This is a genomic window from Mucilaginibacter sediminis (assembly GCF_051903035.1).
In the GTDB taxonomy this organism is placed as follows: domain Bacteria; phylum Bacteroidota; class Bacteroidia; order Sphingobacteriales; family Sphingobacteriaceae; genus Mucilaginibacter.
The window spans coordinates 5724117-5743514 of sequence record NZ_CP170602.1; the positions used below are offsets into that span (position 1 = coordinate 5724117).

At 37.7% G+C, this 19398-nt stretch carries 14 protein-coding genes; 5 read left to right on the forward strand and 9 right to left on the reverse strand.

Annotation, left to right across the window (positions count from 1 at the left end):
* Positions 1-80: 80 nt before the first annotated feature.
* From ACFGVS_RS23630 to ACFGVS_RS23645, 4 genes are all read right to left on the reverse strand, one after another.
* The gene (locus tag ACFGVS_RS23630) at positions 81-815 is read right to left on the reverse strand and encodes a pirin family protein (protein ID WP_439695827.1); all 735 of its coding nucleotides are present in this window, start codon (positions 813-815) and stop codon (positions 81-83) included.
* A 68-nt stretch (positions 816-883) separates the two neighbouring features.
* Complete coding sequence (locus ACFGVS_RS23635) at positions 884-1486, reverse strand: isochorismatase family protein (protein ID WP_439695828.1); 603 nt, start codon at positions 1484-1486, stop codon at positions 884-886.
* Between the two features lie 142 nt (positions 1487-1628).
* The gene (locus tag ACFGVS_RS23640) at positions 1629-2210 is read right to left on the reverse strand and encodes a Crp/Fnr family transcriptional regulator (protein ID WP_090641999.1); all 582 of its coding nucleotides are present in this window, start codon (positions 2208-2210) and stop codon (positions 1629-1631) included.
* A 651-nt stretch (positions 2211-2861) separates the two neighbouring features.
* Positions 2862-3758, reverse strand: a complete 897-nt coding sequence (locus tag ACFGVS_RS23645; RefSeq protein ID WP_439695829.1) for a LysR family transcriptional regulator — start codon at positions 3756-3758, stop codon at positions 2862-2864.
* A 109-nt stretch (positions 3759-3867) separates the two neighbouring features.
* On the opposite strand from ACFGVS_RS23645, the gene ACFGVS_RS23650 reads away from it, so the two are divergent.
* Together ACFGVS_RS23650 and ACFGVS_RS23655 are read left to right on the forward strand one after the other, a co-directional pair.
* Complete coding sequence (locus ACFGVS_RS23650; RefSeq protein ID WP_439695830.1) at positions 3868-4419, forward strand: hypothetical protein; 552 nt, start codon at positions 3868-3870, stop codon at positions 4417-4419.
* A gap of 683 nt (positions 4420-5102) precedes the next feature.
* The gene (locus ACFGVS_RS23655; RefSeq protein WP_439695831.1) at positions 5103-5630 is read left to right on the forward strand and encodes a DUF1016 N-terminal domain-containing protein; all 528 of its coding nucleotides are present in this window, start codon (positions 5103-5105) and stop codon (positions 5628-5630) included.
* A 653-nt stretch (positions 5631-6283) separates the two neighbouring features.
* Here ACFGVS_RS23655 and ACFGVS_RS23660 read toward each other — a convergent pair.
* From ACFGVS_RS23660 to ACFGVS_RS23675, 4 genes are all read right to left on the reverse strand, one after another.
* Positions 6284-6832 carry a hypothetical protein gene (locus ACFGVS_RS23660; RefSeq protein ID WP_439695832.1) on the reverse strand — a complete coding sequence of 183 codons (549 nt, stop codon included), beginning with the start codon at positions 6830-6832 and terminating at the stop codon, positions 6284-6286.
* A gap of 187 nt (positions 6833-7019) precedes the next feature.
* Complete coding sequence (locus ACFGVS_RS23665; protein ID WP_439695833.1) at positions 7020-7454, reverse strand: hypothetical protein; 435 nt, start codon at positions 7452-7454, stop codon at positions 7020-7022.
* Positions 7455-7659: 205 nt separating this feature from the next.
* Positions 7660-9540, reverse strand: coding sequence for a metallophosphoesterase family protein (locus ACFGVS_RS23670; RefSeq protein ID WP_439695834.1), 1881 nt, complete (start codon positions 9538-9540; stop codon positions 7660-7662).
* Positions 9530-12298: a hypothetical protein gene (locus ACFGVS_RS23675; RefSeq protein ID WP_439695835.1), complete on the reverse strand. Its 2769-nt coding sequence runs from the start codon at positions 12296-12298 to the stop codon at positions 9530-9532. The genes ACFGVS_RS23670 and ACFGVS_RS23675 overlap by 11 nt, the downstream gene beginning before the upstream one ends.
* A gap of 834 nt (positions 12299-13132) precedes the next feature.
* On the opposite strand from ACFGVS_RS23675, the gene ACFGVS_RS23680 reads away from it, so the two are divergent.
* From ACFGVS_RS23680 to ACFGVS_RS23690, 3 genes are read left to right on the forward strand one after another with little or no spacing between them, the layout of a single operon-like run.
* The gene (locus ACFGVS_RS23680) at positions 13133-13669 is read left to right on the forward strand and encodes a hypothetical protein (RefSeq protein ID WP_439695836.1); all 537 of its coding nucleotides are present in this window, start codon (positions 13133-13135) and stop codon (positions 13667-13669) included.
* Entirely contained in the window at positions 13641-14894 is a 1254-nt protein-coding gene (locus ACFGVS_RS23685) for a hypothetical protein (RefSeq protein ID WP_439695837.1), read from the forward strand. The genes ACFGVS_RS23680 and ACFGVS_RS23685 overlap by 29 nt, the downstream gene beginning before the upstream one ends.
* Positions 14891-16222, forward strand: a complete 1332-nt coding sequence (locus ACFGVS_RS23690) for a hypothetical protein (RefSeq protein ID WP_439695838.1) — start codon at positions 14891-14893, stop codon at positions 16220-16222. Before ACFGVS_RS23685 ends, ACFGVS_RS23690 begins: the two co-directional genes overlap by 4 nt.
* Before the next feature lie 239 nt (positions 16223-16461).
* On the opposite strand, the gene ACFGVS_RS23695 is transcribed toward ACFGVS_RS23690, so the two are convergent.
* Complete coding sequence (locus tag ACFGVS_RS23695; RefSeq protein ID WP_439695839.1) at positions 16462-19314, reverse strand: SMEK domain-containing protein; 2853 nt, start codon at positions 19312-19314, stop codon at positions 16462-16464.
* Between the last annotated feature and the right edge of the window lie 84 nt (positions 19315-19398).

The following is a 19398-nucleotide window of genomic DNA, read 5'->3' on the forward strand; positions in this document are numbered from 1 at the left end:
CCTGTCATTGTTCAGCCCGTCATTGTGTTTTTTCTAAAGAGCACCCTGCGTATACCTGATGATCTTTAGGTTAGACTTCATTATCTTTGATTCCCGCTATACATACCGCCTTTAAAAATTTCTCCTTCTTCATCTGTTACAAACAATACCAATTCAGCATCTTTAGGTGCTGTAATTACAATATGTTCGTCTTTGAACACAATGGCCTCCTTTTTTTTCAGATCGATACTTTCATTCACCCGGATTGCTCCCTGAAATACATACAGTAATGCCGTAAGGCCATTTTTAGGTAATTCGGGTATTTCTGAGCTACTGCCGCCCAGCAGCTTCATATCATACAGCCAGGTTTGGCTGCTGAACTGAAAAGTTGTTGCTGAAGTGGGAGAGGCAAGTAACCTCCATTTATTTTCGCTGTGGATAGTTTCCAGATCAAGAAAGACCACTTCGGGCTGCAAATCCTTTTTGCCGGGACGGATAAATATCTGTAGCCCTTCCAATGGCTCGCTTTCACCAATTATTTTTTCTTCATGGTAAAATGACTTACCGGCTTTCATCAGCATCAGTGTTTTTTTGCCAATCATTTTTACAAAACCTTCAGAGTCGCTGTGCTCTGCTTTTCCGATCCTGAAATAGGAAAGTATTTCGTCATTGATATGCGGATGCATCTTAATAACTGTGTTTCCGTGAATCTCGGGATGGTCAATCCTGCCGATACTGCCAATGCCGGTATCTGTATTTGAAACAGCTAAGCCAGGGTACAGTATTTTGATGGGGCCGTTACCGACAAACAGGGAATTGCTTATTTTTTGTAACATAAGTCATTTTTTAAGGGATCAGGATAATGAGATAGCATTGTCCTGATCCTGATTGTTATCATTTAATTTCAGGCAAACTGCCCAACCTTTGACATAACTTCTTCAAAAAGAATCGGCAATACTTTCTGCCCTTCTTCTGTAGCCCAGTTATGTACCATTTCTGATATCAGCTGGTTAATTGTTGTTGTCCTCACGCCTTTGCTTTCCCAGGTTTGCTGAGCTATATCATCGGCAATTTGAGAAGGGGAGCCACCGGCGTCGATGACTACCTGAACGTTAAATCCTTCTTCCTGCATGGAGATAGAAGGCCAAACGATACAAACATCATTAGTAAGGCCTGCCATAATAACATTTTTCCTGCCGTTGGCGGCCTTCAATACCGCTGCTTTGTAAGCCTCGTCATCCCAGGCATTAGTAATTCCGGCCCTTTTTACACGATCAGCATATTCTTCGGGAAGCAGGTCTTGTAAATCCTGTAGTAAAGGGCCTTGGGCATGGTCTTCCTGGCTGCTTGTAAGTACAACGGGGATATTAAGTGCCTTAGCCAATCTCGCCAATGCCCTTGTTCTGCTTATTATCATTTCGTGTGGTCTGTTTGCACAAAAATTAAGTGTACCTACCTGATGATCCACCAATAACATTACTGTATCATCCTTTTTGAATTGTTTCATTTTCTGAAGTTTTAATTGTTTACAAAATCTTTTTTACTGATTTATAAAACAAAGTTAGCGGGCCGGAAAAAGAAGAACGATGACATTTGTCATTAAAGAAAATTGGATCAGTGGAAGGACGAATATTAGCAGGAGATAGCTGTTATTTTTTTACTAATTTACTGCGAACCCGGCTAAGCGTTTCTTTATTTATACCTAAATAGGAGGCAATAGTATGTTGCGGAAAACGCTGCACAAATTCCGGGTAGTTTTTTAACAGTTCTTCATACCGCTCTTTAGCAGGTAAAGTAATGGAGTAATTTAATCTTTTTTGTGAAGCGATGAAATTGCTTTGATTCATTTGCCAAAACATTTCTTTGATGGCTGGAATGTTCAAAATTTGCAATAAACCGTCATGTTTTAAAGTCAGTAACTCAGTATCCTCCCAGGCGTCAATATTATAAACAGAAGGGGTTTTCATCAAAAAACTTTCACGGTCAACCATCCACCAGTTTTCAATAGCTAATTGTATAATGTGCTCGGTGCCATTTGAATCGATGCTATATAGCCTCATGGCACCTTTTAGGATAAAGCCGGTATACTGACAGACGTGCCCCTGCTCTAAGAACATTTGTTTCCTTTTTAAAGCCTTTGGAAAAAAAGAATTTTTGATCAATTCCTCCTCCGCACTTGTAAGTGGGGATTCGCTATAGCGATGTATATAGTTAAATAGCGACTCATACATAATGGCCAAACGTTTGATTAAAATTAAAAAAATGTTTTAAGAAGCCGAACAACAAACAGGTGACTTCAATCCGCACATCATAAGAATACCTTCTCCTATATGTTCCACATAACAAATTGTTAAAAATGTTAAAGCAATTTGATTTTTTTTCGCTGCTTTTTTTCTTTGCATCGTCAGCTTTTAAACATTGAACCAATTATCGAAAAAGCATTTTTTGAAAGCTATTATTAAACATTTTAGTTGTTAGATCAAGTTACCCCAATTCACCATCACCCGTTTTAGCGTAGTACGCCTTTTTACATTTCTTTTGGTATTCTTTCATTGATGAGATCATTTGCAAAACTGACAACAGAACAATTATTTGGGCAAAAAAAGATAGTGAACAACATAGAACCGTTAAAGGAAAACGAAGAATTAAGTTGATTGTGATACGGGTAGGTAGAGATTAGCGGTTAGTTAAATAAATACATTTATGTTTTAGGTACATGAGCAGGAACGAGGTTGGTATTCAATTAAAAAAAATAGAAAGCAGATTGGAAAAGGAGAAACCTTCAAATACGCATTTCAAGGGGGTTTTTTGCCTTAGTACCGGAAGATAAAAGATCTTCGATTGATTTTCAATTATAGTTGTTTGTCCAATAGGTCATTTTATTAAGATTGTTGAACATGATAATCCTTCGCGTGATGGATTAATAGCTGCGCCAGTAATCGCGCTGCTTTTTTGCGATATTGACCTGCCGGCCAGGAAATAGTAGCCAATCGGGTCATGCCCTCGCCTGTAATTTTAAGCGCTTTTAATTCGGGATAGTTAAAAATCGACGAACCCATTAATATCGTGGCCCACCGACCGCTATCTACCAATTGTAAAAGTGTATTGATATCATTTACTTCCATCTTGATATCAGGTATTAAATGATGATCGCTCAATAATAGATCGAGATAATTGCGGATGCTATATCCCCTGGTAGGCAATAGCAAAGGCAAACCATCTAATTGTTTAATGTTGATTTGCTTTCTATTGCCCATCGGGTGGCTTTTGTGAACTACAAGGGCCAGGCAGGAAGAAAACAGGCGTTCAATTTCAAACCCTTCGCCTTTCTCGCCCTGGGAAAAAGATAACATCATATCAATATGACCATGGTTAAGCTTGTCCAGTAAATCCTGAGTAGTGCCAAAGATGATTGTTATGCTGATTTTTGGACATTCTTGTGAAAAGTCGAGTATAGCTTTTGTTAACAAATCCATTAATCCGTAAGTTACGCCGATGGACAAAGTTCCCGTATTCAGATTCATCAAATCCTTCAGCATATCCTTGCCATCACTGGCATCTTTCGCTGTCTTGAGGGCATAAGGCAAAAACGTTCTACCTGCCTCTGTGAGCCGCACCCGCTTTGCAATTCGGTCAAACAAAGGTATTCCCAGTTCATCTTCTAATTGTTTGATTTGTTGAGATAGCGTGCTTTGTGTAATAAATAATGCACCCGAAGCTTCAGTGAAATTTTGTAATTCGGCGGCTTTGATAAAGTATTTCAATTGACGAAGTTCCATCTTTAAAAATATCAAAAATAATCGGTTTTGCCGATCAAGTATATCGAAAATAAGAGTTTAGACGATTAACAAATTTCGGTGACCTTTGAATTATTAAACAAAAAAGATTATGGAAATTCAACAAACTACCGAAAACGCGCTTTCTCACTCAACTGTAAAAGCGATTATTAACGCGCCAATTGAAAAAGTAAACATTGCAGATTGGTTATTCAATCTCCCTGATGAAGAATATCAAAGGTGCTCCACAGCTCATATCGCTGCCGGTTTTACCCGCACTTTAGCTGGCGAGCCCATGTCAATTAATGTAGAAACAATTGGTAACGCGCTCATCATCCAGCATTATGTGGCTACCGAGTACAAGGCGGATTATTGCCGTATGTTATCGGTTTCTGATACGATCACTGCCAATGGCCGTAGTAAAGTTCAGGTGTTATGGGAACTTAGAGTCACCAAATTGGACGATCAAACCTGTGAATATACCAACGAAATTCATGCAACAGCTACACCTGAGTTTTTTGAATTTATGAAGGTGCACAATGTTACTTTAGCACAGGCGGCTCATGATCGTCAGGTTGCATCTGACGCTCATAATCACGAAGAAACTCCTCTGTTTGCAAAAAGCATCGAAAAGAAAGCCCTTACCGGCAGTTATGGTATTTGATTCAATAGCTAACAAAAATGAAATCAAAACTGATCAGATTGGTGAACATGCCGGAAGGCATACCGCAGGCCAATGACTTCAGGCTCGAAGAGGAGGAGCTTCAATCAATGACCAATGGTCAGTTGTGAGAATAGAACAAACATTTAGCAAGGATAATTTTGATGAGACATCGAACTATTAAAGGCGAAGAATAACAAGTTAATTGATTGAAATACAGTTTAGTATAAATGATGGGTATTTGGTTTCGAAAGTATCCTTGCTTTTGATACTGATGTAGTACATAACTTGGTATTGTGTTGATTTACAGAATGATATGAATTGATGAAAAAGCAGCGGCCTTGAAATATGCATTTCAAGGCCGCCTTCTGTCTTAGTGGGGTCGAGGGGTAAAAGTTCTAACTTTCACATCGATATAGAGGCAGTAATGGATGCCAAGAGCATAGATCAATATAATTTCCTTTCTAACAAGTCTTTCCAAACAATAAACCCTTTATGATCATTTATGTAATCATGTACGACCCGACTAAATTGTTCAGGATTAGTTTCAAGATATTGCTGTCTTGTCGTGCAGATTTGCCCGAGCCCCGTCTATCTTAATTTGCCATGACTTTGTTAGTGTCCGGCTTTCTTTATTACAGCCTCTATTTTTGTACTTTTGCGATTGAACCATAATTCTTCCTACAATGCTAATTAACCAATCTGTCATAGCTGATATTCAAGCGATTATTCATGATGCTAAAGACAAGGCGATTAGGTTGGTTGACCATGAGCGTACGTTAATGTATTGGCAAATAGGGCAACGCATTTTCGAGGAGGAACAACAAGGGAAAGACCGGGCGGATTATGGCAATTACCTCACTAAATTTATTGCTGATCAATTAGAGCCGGAGTATGGCAGTGGGTTTTCAAAACGTCAAATAGAATTATTTCGTCAGTTTTACCGCACATTCCCAATTGCGAATGCACTGCGTTCGCAATTGGGCTGGACACATTACAAGATATTACTGCGTGTTGATAGTCAAGATAAAATCGACTTCTACATAGCAGAGTCGATAAAAAACAACTGGACCACTCGCCAGTTAGAAAGACAAATTCATAGTAGTCTATGGGAACGGCTGTTAATGAGTAACGACAGGGACAGTATATTAGCTGTAGCACGAAATGAAAAGCAACCATCCGATGCTAAAGAAATCATTAAAGACCCCATGTAATTAGCTGCACCTGCGTCAACCGGATAACTGCTGAAGAAAATTTGCCCATAAGTATAGACGAGAGCAATTTTTTCGGTGTAATTTTTGTTTCTTTCATGTATCAAATAAAGCAAAATTGATGATTTAATATGCTATTTGCGCCGGCAGTGTTTTAGCTGATATTATACTTGACTTCCTATACATCATGGCAAGGAATCATAACAAAAATGAGAATAGGCAAAATGCGCTTAACCTTAAGGAGAGTTTGAACCTTGAAGAAACAGCGTAAATACACCTTTCAGTCCATCTTTTAGACTATATTGTATAAGGGTCCAAAGATTTTTTTGGGAAATTTCGAACTAAGAATGTCCGACCGTAAAACTCTGGCTAATAGATATCTATTGGCATAAAAAAAGGAAACAACCACGAAGTGGTGTTTCCTTAAGTAGCCGAAAGTGAAAGATTTTCGACCGGATTTGTGGAAGATTTGGAGCGTTTAAGCCGAATTCATAAACTAATCGAGAATTCGTAAATCTTTTGCTTACGTGAAAGTGCTTTTAATCGATTCCATAAAAGTTGAACTTTCAATCGATTGATAAAAACTAAAGGGTGTTCGAATTTCCTAAACCCCGCAGAAAAAGTTGAGTAGTACCCTAAACTACTTGCTTGCTTATTTATCGTTTAATGAGCTTGTCGGTGTAGACGGCATAGTTGATGGCGAACTTTGCGGATTTATCGGTCCAGTGTTCGGAATCGCCGCCATAGGCGGGGCTGAACCAGCCTCCGAGTTTGGGTATTTTAAATTCGGCGACGACGGCAAGGTGTCCCCAGTTCTCGTTTAGTCCGGAGTGTGCATATTTTGAATAAATGCGGGAATATTCCCAAGATAAGGCAAAGGATTCGCATAGGAAGAACCTTGCTCTTGCGCTTGCGACATAACGCTGGCGTTCAGTGGTGTCGCTTTGATGGCTGGCCCAGGCACTGTTACTGCTTATGGTGATTTGACCTTTATTTTTAAGAAATGGAAAGGGAAATCCGGCAGCAGTCCAAAGTCCGATCCTGTCTTTAAAGAGGCTGTCGCCTTTCAGGTAGCCGGACGCTGCGCGGTCAGAAGCGCCGAGGCCGATATCCCAGCGGGTAGCATTCCATGTATCATTGGCAAATTCATCCCTTATTTTCTGTACTTCGGCTGATTTTGCTGCCAGGTCAACGCGTTGTTGCAATTGTGCAGCGGTTTCGGTTTGGCCTGCAGTGGATAAATCACAGATAATTGACCTCAGTTGACCGATTTTATACTGACCACCTTTAGTGCTTATCCTGTGGCTTTTAGTGAAATAAAGTGAATTGGCGAATAGGGGGCAACGAAATTGGTTTTTCCACCAGCGGCTTATACAGATTTATTAATAATAGTTAATGATAAAAAAGTGACGCATAACCATAGTGGCTGTGCTCAAGATTGGATTCATTGTGGCCGACATATCGGAAAGCATCTTTCTTAAGTACATATTGCGGCTCTGCACCTTTAGTCCGTTCAGTTTCCGGTGTGTAGTTCTTTAGAATATTGTTTACTGCACGATAAAAATTCTGAAAACCGTAGAACCAATTATATCTTTCATACGAGGATACATCGGAAAAGTCAAACAGATCATTTTCAGGAGAATATTCAGAACAAGCAATCGCTTGCTTTTGAACGTCGTCAATTCGAGCAAGAAATTCACGTGCCTGCTGCTCAAGTTCAGCGTAAGGTGTATCAGCATTTAATGATCGCTCCCTAAAGAAGTCGAAAATAAGTTCATACGCATGGTTGCGGTTTAAAGAACTTTCACGATTTAGTTTTACTGTCATAACACTCATTTGACGGTTAGGTTAAAAACACAGCTCACAGATTAATGTTTTTGAAAATGCAAAGATAGAGATGTTTATAGCATATTTACTATACTGAACATCAATTATTTGCAAGATAAATGTCATTGTCTGGCGGCAGTGTTTGATTTTTCTTATAAATTATTTAATTTGACTTATCTTATATTGTTTTGTTACTCGATCCCGATCAGTTTACAATGAAATTTGGCAAAGTATTCCGCCAAAGATTTTCAGCCACCCAAAACGGTAAAATCGTATTAACGAGCCTGCATTCACGGAAAATCTCGAAGACCGGGTCAAGTTTTGAGGATGTTTCAAATTCATCTTCAAAACTGTTGAAATACTCGTGACGCATCACATCGAACATATCATCTGCAAGTGTAACGCGTTGTTCCAGTTGTTGCCAACGGTCAACCTGCAGGTAAACTTCTGCAGCATCGGGGCTCAGTTCACTTAAATCCGCATCATCCACAAATATATCCGGTACCAAAAATCGGATCACTAGGTTTTTGTCCGAAATCATTTCCATCAAGCGACGTAGCAACGCAAAAAACTCCGGACTCCGGAAATATTTATACGCCGAACCGGCTAAAGCGAAAAAGCATAGCTCTTTGTGCTGATCTCGTTCCAGTAAAAATGCCCTCATAGCAGCTGTCGTTTCTAATTGCCGCGCACTTTGCACAGGGTTAGCATTATCCCACAACCGGTTCAGAACGTTTTGAATAGCGTGCTGATCCGTCTTCTTAAACATCATCTCGATATGTTCCGCTCTGTCAGGATGCAATAAGTACCTATCTCCCGTTTTCTTTAAACGATATTGTTGTTCGCGGGATTTACGGGCCATGATATCATGCCAGTTCACTGCCGGGCCGTTATCCAAGTAAAAGTATTTATCCTGTTCAACAAGTACGCGCTCCGGCTCGATATGTAGCACTGAAAACCACCCGTTAGCTAAGTTCACTTTGTAATTTTGGTTATCGAATAAAAAACAACCGCTTTTTAAAAGCAGGCAACTTGCGGAGCGAAGTTCGCTTTTAATCTCCTTGGGAACGTGCTCATGACCGGTAAGCACCAAATTACTCATCTTCAACAATGATTGCATACGATTCGCATTTTCGCGGGTATCATCCCTAAAAGAATACAATTCGTCCCATTTCAACCAGTTAAACGGATGATGCATACAAGTTATTACAAAATATTCACTATACATAGTCTGATGAGTAGTTAATTCATCAAACTCAAACATATTGATACCTGTGATCTGGTTGTTATATTCACTAATAAACTCTTTCTTTCGCAGGGTTTTTTTAAGTTGTTCTTGCGTATTGTAGCGGATTTGCTCGCCAATGGTAGGAAATTTAGCTGGATCTTTACTATTAACCAAGCCAATAAGCCAGCCACTGTCATGAGATTCAAGCTCCGCTAAAATATGGTTGAATCTTCCGCCAAGAGAAAACCAAGCAGTGTTCAGCAAATTTATGATCATTCGATTCTGGTGATCGATAAGATATCCAAATAGGCGATTTTGTCGATACATGGGGGAAATGTATAGCGTCGCGGATTCATTCAGCTCGAAATACTGTTTATAACGGCCCCCATCATAGTCCATTACGTATTCCAGCAGAAACTTGCTGTAATCACTGAACAGTTTCTCGAACTTGTTGAAATGTTGTTTCAGAAACAATGATCGGTCCTGATCTTGTTCAATAAGGGGTATGATGCCTTCCAGATATGTTTTAAGAAAATCGGTTTTAGACCAATCTACATCGTGATTTCCGGGGATCACCACCACTTTCGGTTTATCAACAACTGTGGCAAATAAGTCAAGAAGCGGTTTCAAAAATTCCTTGAACATGAGCTCATAATCGGCCATTATCCCTGCCTGGGCGAGATCACCGGTCAGGAAAATATACCGGAAAACCTCACCCTCATTAAGACGGGTACTTATCTTACTTAAAAACTGGCTGAAATAATTTTTCAACTCACCGCTTTGGGCCAAAACGTCCTTATAGGTTTGGGAAAAATGGATATCGCTAATCCATAAAATACTAACACGGTTATTTTCCATCTTTGCCAGCCAACATATTTAAAATAAAATTCTTTTTACGCTTTTGCGAAAAATCCCATATATCGCTAAGCATTGTACAACTTAGCCGAAAATACTCTTGAATAGATTCTGTATCGTCAAAGAAGAGTCCCCCGGTTTGGTCCACAGCATACAAATGATCACTGGCCCCTTCGACAAAGCTTCGTAGCGGTTTCCCGTTTTTCCAATTGCGTCTAAGAAATACGATCTTACGATTGCGGGCAAAAATGGTTTCTAAACCATGCAGGATATACCATTGCAGATATATGGCGGAATCCGTTTCAACCATATTTGCTGCATCACCGCTATCTAAAGCGGCATAGGCATCCACAAAGCGAGTGAGCCTTTCTAAAAACTTCATGTCGTTGTTATCGCTTTGATACCTTTTTTGAATTTTATTTAGAAAGTTAGCCCCGTTATCATATTGTCCTCCGGGAATGTTCAAACCGGTCATCATCTTTTCCAGCGCGAGATCAAGAACAGAGATGACGTAATTCATTATTTCTGAACAAAGTCCAACCGGACCCATGAAAGCAAGCAATTCTTGCACCGCCGCATACGTTTTTTCAAAATTGCGATCCCATAATGTGTAAAGTTCCGGCAAAGGACAGGTCAACAAATTTTTATCATGCCCGAAAAAAGCGTTTATAAAAATTATTCTAAACAAGTCGAATCTGAAACTTTCTTCATTAAGGATACCTGTTTCATCATAAAGAGAGGTGTTCTGGAGGTTGTACGTCCAAAACCAGTACTGATAAAGTTCAAAGCGGTTAACATACGTTACAACGAAACGTGTCGCGTCATTTAGCAGGTAGCTTATTTTGACCTGATTATGAGCGATCAAATTTTTAAGCATATCGTTATCAATCGCATACCGCCTCATGTCATCTTCATATTTTGTAATAACCCTGCGATTGGTTCTGTCGCCAAGATAAAGGAAGTTTATTACCTCCTTGGTTAAGGTTGCGAAGACAAATTCCGGCGATGTCAGATGATGAACATAATAGTTGATAGTGACATAATTAGATACGGTATCTTTTAGATTAAGCGCAATAATCGGCCCATAGAAGTAAGGGTCTTTGTAAAACAGATTTCCCACCTCAATCGCTACCGAACTAAATGCAGACAGTAACTGCTGCAAGGAACTGTTAAAATCAAGATCAAAGTCGTTAATATCCTCAAACTGATAACCGTTCAGCATGCGGATATTGTAGCCCTCCTGAAAAATGCCGATCAGATGCATCAAAGCATGCTCGATCTCCGCCATGTTTAGTTCGGGATAATGAGCGTTCGGCGTTTCAAACTTGTTACTAAGCTTATCACCCATTTCGTTGATGTAACGCATCAGGTAAGATATAAATAGCTTGAAATCAAGGAAGTAGGGAAATAAAATAATATCCTGAATTCCGTTATTGTAGTTGGAGAATATTTTCAGGATTTTCGATCTGATTTGCCGTGAAATTTTTAACGACTTCAACTTACGATCAAGTTTACTGAACTCCTCGATCGTAACTGCTTTTTTTACCAGCTTTTGGTGCAGGTCCAATATTTTACGGGGCGGCGCATTTTGAATTCTCCCGTCCTTAAACTGAACTCGTGTTTTTATCTTTCGTACATGGTTGTACAGTTCAGAAGTTGGGTCTTGTTTGAAAATGAATCTCAGTAGTTTAACGTTAAAACTAGCTTCATTACATTGACTGCGGACATAATAATCGTTTTTGCCTGCTAACAGGAATCTGTTGTCAAGATCAAATAGCTCCGATGCGTTCCGTTCTAAAAAACGCATTAAAAAAGCCATATGACCGGGCTTTACCTGCCACTCGACTTCGGTTGTCAGTTCAATGGTTTTGGCATAGAAATCTTTGAGGTAGCTATCGTCATCGGGACAATCAACGAGATCGGCGTTTACCCCAAAATAGCTTTGCGTGTCTGAGAATATGTTAGCACTCGAAATTTCTTCCTGGGTATGCTCACCTTTAAAAATCCCCGTGTATAATGAATCTTTTACTATTTGTTCTGCGCCTGTTAACGCAGAAACCGTACTCCTCCTCAATAATTTGAGGACATTTGAAATATGTAATGGGTCATCTGCAAAAATCAGTACGGAAAGCTCAAACCATGAAAATGACTGCATGATTAAAAATTCTACTGGTGCTACATTGCGGATCTGCCTGTTGTATCCTTTAATCAGATCTTCTACATGTTCGATAGCCTGCCTTAAAAAATTGTTTCCGTTCCCTATCAGAAAGCCGTTATTAAGTTTAAGGTTTGTTATACTAAGAAAATATTTACGCTCTTCGCCGCCAAGCTTTTTTGCGAAAAATCGGCGAAGGTCCTTTTCTCCGGGATAGGTAATCCCTGACGAACTTTGAAAAGTATGCGGCGCAAAAAGATCGATACCTTTCTTTTCTGTTAATAACAATTGCGGTTCGAAAACGCGTTGGGCGAATTTAAAATTATCTATGAGCGATATGTAAGCAACGTCGTAATTACCCAAAAGGTAATAGCGCATTGGATTATACAACACTGGTGTTGTCGAATCACCTGGCCCGTTCCAATAACTATTCTTATTTTCATCATTTAAATACTTGGTTGCATTCTTACGATATTCGCCATAAAAGTCATGAACGATGCATTCATTAAAAACTTTTTCTTGGCGCTGTGGTACTGTGGCAAGTACGATGTGTAGGGTAAGAGAACTGTAATCAGCGCTTTTTTGTGTAATCGTTTGAGTTGACAAGACTTTTGTGCTAGGTTTATAATAGCGAATATAATAATATCTTAATGTTATATAAACACAATGTTCATAAAATTATTTGACTGTAGAAGTTGTTGCTTTGGCAGGTGATGCAGCAGAGTGAGGGCATTAAAAATAAGCGACGTATTTGCCCTTGAATAAAAACACCTTTTACGTATCTTCCGTGAGATAGCCGATATGCGGCGTAGCCAGCACATTATCCAGCTTGCGTAAAATATTGACAATTAGTTGTTTATAAAAAAAACGCGAGCGAGATCGAACGGATGGTAGATAAGAATTTTACCGGTTAATTAATTGATATACAGTTATTTATAAAATATATTTTATAGCCGATAGTGAAAGATTTTCAACTCGTTTTGTGGAAGATTTGGAGCGTTTAAGCCGTATTGATAAACTTATCGAGAATTCGTAAATCTTATGCTTATATAATAGTGGTTTTAAATCGGTTGATAAAAGCGAATAATAAATATGAGGATTCCGAAGACCCTGACCAGATCGTCTGTGCTTTTGGAAGACCGTTTTGTATAAATTAATATAATCAAAATGTACCAAAATCACCAACCCTGTATTTTCGGAATGAGATAGTCGCCAATGGTGCCAGAAGGTCCAATATGATTGTCGTAATCTCGAAAATGCAAGTAGTTTATTCTTGGTTTTATCCAGGCCAAGCTTAGTAGTCCGCCACTCTTTTTTTTAAGATCACATAAATTCTAAAATATTTGGTTCCTTAAATACTTTAGAATTTATTTATATAACCTATTGATAATCTGAAACTAAGTGATTATTTTTAGATATTAAAAACTAAATCTTTTCATAATGAGAAATCAAAAAAAAATCGCCTCGGCTCTACTGTTATTTTCCCTGTGTTATGCAATTCCTTGTGTTGCGCAAATTAAAATGAAGGAAGTAAAATGTCAAAGCGGAGAAACAGTTTTTGTTCCAAAGAATCCTGATAAAGCTTATCAATTTTTTGCTAAACAAACCGATTTAAGTCTGAAAGCAACAATCTCCATATTAGATAAGGTAAAATTGACTGATATAGATCTTGGTACCAAAACGCAGATTACCAAACTTCGGCAGGATCTGGATAATTACAGTTCCAGGACAGAAGATCTTATCAAAGCGGCAGTGATAGGTTATGCCATGACCCCCTGCGACACCTCAATTAGAAAAGTTTATTTTGACTTATTAGCAAATATGGCGAAAGAAAATGCCGCTTTGGAAGAAATGAAGACCAAGTTAAATCAAGTTGTAACTTCCGGGAACGCTGCAGGAATTGATGATGCACAGGTTAAAAAAGTAATAGCTGATTATCAAAATAAAAATGGTGAAAAAATGTTTGAGAAAAAGTAGCTGGTTGCTGCTGATCTTAATATCACCTCAAACAATATATTCTCAGACAAAAAAATATGAGGACGACGTAATTAACCATTATTTCGATGCGTTCAGAAAAACTATTAACGAACATATTTCGCCTTTTCTGACGAAAAAAGAAAAGAATATTTTAAACGCGGTAAAAATTCAGATTGATACAGCCGGAAGTGGAAATTATACGATTAATTCCAATTCCGATAACCAAACGATTACCATCAGCACAAATTTATTGAGAATGCTTACGCGATTTTCTGTTGCGCAGGTGATCGATCTTGATACATTAAGTTTTAACAGAAAAAGGTTTAGTGGATTTTATTTGTCGGTATACCCATTTCTGTCATCAGGCATTTACCCGGAAGACGCTGCGGAGATCAGCGAAGATAAAAAATCAATTCTTTTCAAATTTTGTGGCACCGCAGACTTTCAATGGATGATTGAGGGCAAATGCCTTTTTTTATATCTGCACGAACTCGCTCATCAATTTCAGGGCGTATCAGAACAACTGAAAACAATAAACGAGTCGAGTGAATCCGACTCTTCGAAAGCCGCAAAACGTCTTGCGCTGGAGACCGATGCTGATACATATGCTGTTGATAAGATCATGAGGATGAATTTAGATCCGAGGGAATACGCCGATGCTCTGACATTTTTCACTTTTGTAAAAGAAAGAAAATTTTCTACAGTAGAGGATGTCGTATTTAGACAAATAAATTATTACAATTTTTGCTTGTGGGGGCTGCAATGTGAGCGCACGAAGCAGGATGAACTTTGTATGAGCCTGGCAACACATTCTAAAAGCCTTACTCGATTATTTGGATTTTATAGTCAACTGCATTCGGTTGCCAGCCTCAAGAAGATCGAGCAAAAAGCAATATCCTCACATGATTTAGGTTCCATCTATAATTTGGGCGATTTTTACCTTGGAGGTACAAGTTTGCATAATGAAAAACTGGACTCCGCACTTTATTTTTATTCGTTAGGTGCATCCTTAAAAAAGCCGGGAACTGCCCTTTCAATGCAAGATTCAAAACGTTTCGATCAGGAATATGAATATTGTTGTTTACTCAGTGGGAAAATATATGAGTTGAAACAAAACGATATCCGGCAAGCGATTAGCTTTTATAAGAAAGCCAGTGACATATCCTTAATGTTTTCTAAAGAATTCTACGACGCGTTAATATTAAAATTATTAAAAAAGTTATGAAAATTAACAAGCTTATTTCTTTTTCGTTGCCATTGATAGTGACGTTTGTCTGCTCTAATCATTTTTCATCCCGAGCGCAGGTTATTCAGAATCCAGCACTTCAGGAAAAACCGCACTTTATATACTACGATGATTCGGTTGCAACATATTTTAATGATGCAATGAAGGATATAAAACGGAAAGTTAAAACGGTTTTGCCTTCGAAATATATTCCGTATCTCAATAGAGTGAAGGTAATTTTAGACACCGTCGGCTTTGGTTTGCAGCTGAACAGTGATTCAAAGAAACACACTATTACTTATAATTGGGGAGTATTCAAGACACTGACCAGAGATCAGCTGGCTTATGAGATCAGTAATCCAAAAGAAATGACTGATAACCTCATGGAGATACCATGTGTTACAAATTTTGAAAGACCTTATTTTTATAAATTTTATTCGGATTACCTCAGTAAGATGACTGATAATATTGATATAGCTATACAGGCAGAATTAGATACTGAAAAAACAGAACAATTGGACTGTTTGCAACAAGCTCCAGATTTCAGATGGATATATAAGCGTAGAATTGTTTATACATTTCTTCATGAATTTTATCACCAGATTCAAAATTACACCGATGTGCTTTCCAAATTAAATAATTCTACAACAATTAGTTATGATGAAAAAAGAAAGATAATCGAGAAGTATGAGGAGGCTGCTGATGCCTTTGTTTTTCGGATAGCTCCTAAACTACGTCTGCGCCCAACAAATTATAGTGAGATACCATTTCTTTTCAGAATTTTTAAGGAACGGCAATTTGACACGGCGATTGACCTTATGAAAAGGCAGAAAGTATACTTTGAACTACTGGAAAAAAATTGTCCGGTTATGCTTTCCAAGCAGGGCTATGATTGTGCTGCCTTGGCTCGTGAAGTCAAATTGCAGCAAAATGATATTGACAATGAGAATTTTGAGGTCGCACGTGAAAAGACATCCTATGATTTGCGTTTTGAAGCAATGAAAAATGAAAATTTACAGCAGTTGTTTGATACAGGAAAATCGTTTTTGGTCAGAAATACTTTGGTTATTAAAAACATTGACAGCGCCTTATATTATTTTACAAAAACAAGTGAAATCGGTTCCAGGATGCCCTCTGAAAAGGCCAACGTTACTAATAGAAGGATTTATGAATTATCTTCGCTTATCGCCGGGAAAATCTTAGAATTGAACAAAAACGATAAAGACTGCTTAACTTTTTACAACAGAGCTAAAAACATCCATTATTATTTTAAAGAGGACTTCTATGCAAGTCTTATTAGTAGGATAGATGTAAACAAGCGGCATTAAATCGCCCTTTTTAATTTGAATACTATTTCTAATCATCATAAACAAAACAAATACTAAGTTTAAACGGGAATAGGTGTTTAAGAAAATTCTTTAAACCTTGAAAAAATATAAGGATTAAACATTATTCTTCGCCGGAAAGATTTTCGGGCGAAGCTGGTCTGCTTACGGGGAATACACGGTGGCGTTACAGATCAAATAAAGTAACCGGAATATAATCCAGACAATTTTTTAGTTTTCCGTCATTTTTTTTTGTAGTCTTTGTAGAACTCAGTGTAAAACTTTGGCTCAGCAACTTGGTTTTTCTTTCGGAAAGGTTTAGTAAGTGTTTGCAGGAAATCCCGATATCCTGAAATAGGTAAGCCATTTAAAAATATGGTATATGGTTCAATAATTTTTTTTGTCAGTAATTGATGATTAATTGACTTTCGAATTGTTGCTTGTGACAGCCCAGCTGCTTTTAGCTTATTGTATTGCTCATAACCTTTATCCGGTGTCGCCGATAAGAAAAAGCTAATAATCCAATTAAAAACTGCGTTCCCAAAGAAAATTGGCTGACCTAAATTTGAGAAATAAATTGGCGCTAGACTCTCAGGGCCAAATTTCTGAACAAATGTTTTCATTAACGACAGGTACTTTTCTTCTGTATCTACTGTTTTGAAATAACGAAGTAAAAAGAGCTCCGGAGATTCCTCAATATCTGTTAACGTTGCGGCCAATGCAATAAACTCATCGTTAATTATGGGGTTAGAGAATTCATAAGCAAAGTGGACTAATCGTTCGACAGAAATTTGATTATTTTGCAATAAACCTTCAAAAGCTCTTAAGAACGCATTTCGGAATCGTGGGATAAAATAAATATTAGACAAATGGGCAAGCAATACACCCCTGTGCTCAACTTTACTTTCTTTTAAAGGGAAGTAATCATCAAAGCACCTTTTGATTGCTAATGAAATTAAAGTATGACTAATTTTCTCATTAACATTTGTTAAGTATCTGAGAAGCTGCAAGAAGAATAGCAGTGCGTCGTTGCTATTTTTCTCTAACTGTGTTTCGATGATTTTGGCCATCGCCCTTGAGTCAATCAGGTTGCTATCGATTTTACAGATTAGTAATTCTAAAACAACCGTCCAAGAAGACAATCCTACGTTTCTATCTAGAATTTCATTGAATCGACGTTGATTTTGTCCTATATAATATTGGCTGAAAATATAATATGCGGTGAAATATTCAAGAAAAGTTTTGTGGGTGAACTTGTTTTCAAAATATATCGAACGCAATTTCGCAAAATCCAAGAATTCAATCGCAGCTTTTTCCGCTTCATGTTCATCTTCAATATCCCCGTTAGTCATCAGATATTGTTTAACATGTCGTTGAACTGTGATGCTATCTAGTTTTTTATTGGAATTATCGAACTGCCAAAAGGCTATCGAAGAAAACACAGATGTCTTATTACTAATCTGCAAATTAATTCTAAGTTTTTTCTCTTTTTCGTCCCTATGTTCAACAATTGTATTGGTGCAGCCTTCGTATATACTAAGTTTGTTAGTTGGCAATTCGAGTTCATTACGGTAAAGAATAAGAATTAGAGATAATAACAAAGGATTATATTTAAGTTCGTTGTCTACATGTTTTAGCTGGGACAGACAACCCGCAATTTCTTTTTTTCTAACTTCATTATTAGACTCCTCCTGTTTATACCATTTATGGACATAATCTTCAAGTTGTTCTTCATTGAAATTACGAACCTCTAATTCCTGGAATTTACTAAAAGATACCTCCTCATAGGATTCATATCGGCTAGTAACAACAACTCGGGCATCAGGATAAGTAGATACAAAGTTTTCAATTTCGTTTCGGACATTAACCCGTTCCTGAATGTCAAAAATTTCATCAATCCCATCAAAAAAAATTAGGCAAGAAAAAAAAGTTAGAATTTTCAACATTCTTTCCAATGATATATTAGTCTGGTATTCCGTTGCCAAAATTTGGACCATGAATTCCGCAAAACTTCCTCCTTGTCCAACTTTTGCTAGGTTGTATTTATGCAGTTCAATACGGAAAGGGAGGTAGCGGTATATATCATTATTATCAAAAATACTTTCATCATTTTCTAGGATTTTACAAATGGCGTACTTGACTATAGAAGATTTGCCAGCTCCAGGATTACCTAGGATTACCAAATGTTTATCTAAGCTGAAAAGATTCTCAAATTTCTGAGAATCGTAGGGTTTGGAATAGTTAAACTTATAGGTTAGAAAAGAGTCGTGGCTATTTTTGGCATCACTATCAAATAATTTTTTAATTATTTCAGCGCCAATCAATTTACTATGACCTATATCTTCAAATTTAGATATTTTGTCGATATAATTAAATTGGTGATTCGCTTTTCTAAAAAAACCATCACTGAACAACGGCGGGACAAATAATTCATAAAGCTCAACCTCCCGCGGCCTTTTGCTTACTGAAAGGCCGAAAAAGTTTAGACGGGTAAAATTATTAATGCATTTTTCTTTGTAAGATGCCCGGAAGGTTTCAAAGTTGGTATAATTAAAGTCTCCTGCAATTTTCAAGTCCGAAAATTGAACTTCCAACAATTCATTGATACGTTGAAAAAGATGAACATCGTTCAAGCTTTTTATCAACCCATACAGATCTGTTGCATCCAAGATATGACTCGCAGTATCAAACTGAAATCGACCTTTAAGTATTACGTCAACGGCCTCTTGTGAATAGCTGTTTTGCTTTTCAGTTAGAATGTATATATATATCCGCTTTACTCTCTTTTGAAGTCCAGATTTTATGAACTGGGTAAGTGTCGATTTAATTTTTTCCAAAGATCTTGTCGATGTAACTTGGATACCTGTTAGGCTTAATTCATCATCTATTAGATCCAGACTTTCAAAATTTTTCTTTTCGGAATCATTGGCGTTTCTGAACTTCGCCTCAAATACAATATTAAAAATGGGGATTATAATATTTTCAGCATGTTGATTGATATCGTATTCCGAATTAGCGGTTGCTATCTTTACTTGTAGCTGAAACCGAGCGAGGTAATCACGTATAGAAACGAGTAGTTTATTGTGGTTTGACATTTTAGGTGCAATAAGGAGGCTTATAATGCAATAAGCGTAAAAATATATATTTGCTCAAAGACTGACAACTGTTATTACTCCTTA

Bases quoted from the DNA above. Each gene is read 5' to 3' on its own strand.
- ACFGVS_RS23680 (WP_439695836.1), top strand. From the start codon at position 13,133: ATGAGAAATCAAAAAAAAATCGCCTCGGCTCTACTGTTATTTTCCCTG.
- ACFGVS_RS23670 (WP_439695834.1), bottom strand. From the start codon at position 9,540: ATGGAAAATAACCGTGTTAGTATTTTATGGATTAGCGATATCCATTTT.
- ACFGVS_RS23630 (WP_439695827.1), bottom strand. From the start codon at position 815: ATGTTACAAAAAATAAGCAATTCCCTGTTTGTCGGTAACGGCCCCATC.
- ACFGVS_RS23640 (WP_090641999.1), bottom strand. From the start codon at position 2,210: ATGTATGAGTCGCTATTTAACTATATACATCGCTATAGCGAATCCCCA.
- ACFGVS_RS23655 (WP_439695831.1), top strand. From the start codon at position 5,103: ATGCTAATTAACCAATCTGTCATAGCTGATATTCAAGCGATTATTCAT.
- ACFGVS_RS23665 (WP_439695833.1), bottom strand. From the start codon at position 7,454: ATGACAGTAAAACTAAATCGTGAAAGTTCTTTAAACCGCAACCATGCG.
- ACFGVS_RS23650 (WP_439695830.1), top strand. From the start codon at position 3,868: ATGGAAATTCAACAAACTACCGAAAACGCGCTTTCTCACTCAACTGTA.
- ACFGVS_RS23695 (WP_439695839.1), bottom strand. From the start codon at position 19,314: ATGTCAAACCACAATAAACTACTCGTTTCTATACGTGATTACCTCGCT.
- ACFGVS_RS23690 (WP_439695838.1), top strand. From the start codon at position 14,891: ATGAAAATTAACAAGCTTATTTCTTTTTCGTTGCCATTGATAGTGACG.
- ACFGVS_RS23685 (WP_439695837.1), top strand. From the start codon at position 13,641: ATGGTGAAAAAATGTTTGAGAAAAAGTAGCTGGTTGCTGCTGATCTTA.
- ACFGVS_RS23635 (WP_439695828.1), bottom strand. From the start codon at position 1,486: ATGAAACAATTCAAAAAGGATGATACAGTAATGTTATTGGTGGATCAT.
- ACFGVS_RS23645 (WP_439695829.1), bottom strand. From the start codon at position 3,758: ATGGAACTTCGTCAATTGAAATACTTTATCAAAGCCGCCGAATTACAA.